This is a genomic window from Methylomonas rosea, assembly GCF_024505055.1.
Taxonomy (GTDB): Bacteria; Pseudomonadota; Gammaproteobacteria; order Methylococcales; family Methylomonadaceae; genus Methylomonas; species Methylomonas rosea.
On record NZ_JANIBL010000128.1, the window covers coordinates 1 to 2443 of the forward strand.

Sequence of the window (2443 nt, forward strand, 5' to 3'; positions counted from 1 at the left end):
GGTGGTGGAGGGTTGACTATGCCATCAATAGGACGCGAAAAACGTTATCTTTAGGGACATATCCCTTAACCAGTCTTTCAGAGGCTAGAAAGAAGGCATTTGAGCTTAAAAAAGCGGTTTCGGAAGGTGTTGATCCCTCGGAAGTGATGATAATTGCTGCGCTTGCAATGGCGTAAGGCTCGTGGAGCAGCCGGTGAACAGCGAAGGCAATGCGATTAAAGATAGGGGGTAGATTGTTGTGGTTTTTGCTGCCTTGTTTATTAAGCGATGGAGTCCCGAAAGAATCTTCGTCTACAGCGGAACTCGATTTGATTGGGCGGCATTGGAGAACAATGATGTCGCCTCAGGAAGTTTAATACCGCTCCGCCGCGCTATCCATTAGTTGATTTGCCGTTCAGTTTTGCGTTGGATTCGTTATTTTTCCCGCTAGCGGTTAGCGCGGAGATTTTTCACTGATAGCAATTTTTAAAGCGCGTAGTCATTGGAAGTCTGCAAAATTGCTTGTTTGGTAAGGCCGAGATAACGTAGCGTTGCAGTCGTATTGCTGTGCTTGGACACTCTCAAACTACACCGAGTCGAGTAGGCAAGGTTTTGTGCCCAAAACGATGAAGGCCTGCTGTATTGATGAATCTCCTCGCGACGCCAAAATAGCTTAGCGGTCAAGTCGCTCCCGCGTCTGCGGGAGCTCATCGGGTCAAAGTAGCCCTTTCTTTGAGGTCTAGCTGGCTTGTCCAGCCGCCGTCGCTTCAGGTACTTCGATCAAGCGGCCGGTTTTTACGTCGTAAACGTAGCCGTAAACCGGAATATCGCTAGGCACCAACGAATGGGCTTTTATACGTTTAACATCTTCCAGGACACTTTCTGCTTGGTTTTTGATGGTCAGCCAGTTGATGTATTTGCCGTCTGTCGAACCAGGGCCTTCGCCGCCGTCGTGCCAGCCAGTCGCGTCGACGCTGGCGGTTTTCAAGCTGCTGGCCAACAAGTCGCTCATGATGTCGTTGGTAAAGGTTTCCATTCCGCAGTCGGTGTGATGGATCACAAACCATTCCTTGGTGCCGAGTAATTTGTAAGAAATAACCAGAGAGCGGATCGCGTCGTCGCTGGCGCGGCCGCCGGCGTTGCGAATCACATGCGCGTCACCTTCAGATAAACCGGCGTATTTAGCGGGGTCGAGTCGGGCGTCCATGCAGGTCAGTATGGCAAACTGACGAGCGGGCGGCATAGCCAAATCGCCTTTGTTAAAACTGGATACATAATCGCGGTTGGCTAACAGTACTTCGTTGTGAATTTTGCTCATAAGAACCTCGGTGGGTGAAAAAACGTCTGGCTCAAACTAAAAACCAGACGAGGTAACGACTATCTCCGGGCAGCATTGTAGCCAAGCGGAATCCTGGTTTAAAGACGCTAATTGGTTTATAAAATATAAACCTTAAGTTTATAGTGATGGCGTCATGGACAAGTTTAACAACATGCGGGTGTTTTGCCGAATCGTTGAGCTGGGGACTTTTTCCGCGGTAGCGAAAGAGTTAAAGCTGTCGACGATGATGATTAGCAAGTATATCGCGCAACTCGAAGCGTCCTTGGGCGTGGTATTGCTGCATCGGACGACGCGCAGCCTAAGCCTGACCAGCGCCGGCGAAGCCTACTACAACCGCAGCAAGCAATTGCTGGAAGATTTGGCCGATTTGGAAGCGTCGACCGCGCAGTTGGGGGAGCGGGTGAAAGGCACCATTAAAATTAGTGCGCCTATCGATTTCGGCGGCATGTATATGGTGCCGGCTATCGAACGTTATCTAAAACAATATCCGGAAGTGAAGATTTTAATGTCTTTAGATAACAGACCGCCGAATTTGCGGGTCGGCAGTTTCGATATTTCCCTGTTAGTCACGGATACCCTGGACCCCGGCGTGGTGGCGCGCAAGATTGCCGAGACCGAGCTGTGCACCTATGCCTCGCCGGCCTACCTGGCTGAAAAAGGTGAGCCGCAGACCATAGATGAACTTAGTAATCATCAATGCCTGCACTACGTGGACACGCCGCATGGCGAGTTTTGGTTGTTCAACGTCGACGGCGAGCTGAAAAAAATCAAATCCGACTGGGTGTTGGCGTCCAATAACGGTCGTGCACTGTGCGAGGCTGCTGCACTGGGTATGGGTATCGTGCAGGCGCCCAGGTTGTCGGTCGCACCGTATTTACAAAGCGGCGAACTGGTGGAGATCCTCAGACAATATCGCCGGCCGGCCTTGGCTATTTATGCAACTTATCTGCAACGGCGCTTTTATCCCGCCAAATTGACGACGTTTATCGATTTTTTGTTGGCGTATTTTGAGCGGTAGCAGGGTTTTTTGCCATCGACTCAAACTTTTTAGCTTGTGCGCAAGCCTGGCAAGCTGGCGAGTAAACCTAAAAGCTTCGCGGTAGAGGCAAATTGGTTCACCCGCCA

The 2443-nt window shown here is 50.7% G+C and carries 3 protein-coding genes; 2 read left to right on the forward strand and 1 reads right to left on the reverse strand.

The features are described from left to right. Window positions 1–176, forward strand: a 176-nt coding sequence (locus tag NP589_RS21380) for an Arm DNA-binding domain-containing protein (RefSeq protein ID WP_256608784.1), incomplete at its 5' end; no start/stop codon positions are given. Window positions 177–718: 542 nt separating this feature from the next. Here NP589_RS21380 and NP589_RS21385 read toward each other — a convergent pair. Next, a complete protein-coding gene (locus NP589_RS21385; RefSeq protein WP_256608783.1) occupies window positions 719–1297 on the reverse strand; it encodes a beta-class carbonic anhydrase in 579 nt (192 codons plus the stop codon). A 154-nt stretch (window positions 1298–1451) separates the two neighbouring features. Between NP589_RS21385 and NP589_RS21390 the strand changes: the two genes are divergently transcribed. Continuing rightward, a complete protein-coding gene (locus NP589_RS21390) occupies window positions 1452–2336 on the forward strand; it encodes a LysR family transcriptional regulator (protein ID WP_064010821.1) in 885 nt (294 codons plus the stop codon). Window positions 2337–2443 lie beyond the last annotated feature (107 nt).

Coding starts and splice junctions, on each gene's coding strand:
- NP589_RS21385 (WP_256608783.1), bottom strand. CDS start 1,297: ATGAGCAAAATTCACAACGAAGTACTGTTAGCCAACCGCGATTATGTA.
- NP589_RS21390 (WP_064010821.1), top strand. CDS start 1,452: ATGGACAAGTTTAACAACATGCGGGTGTTTTGCCGAATCGTTGAGCTG.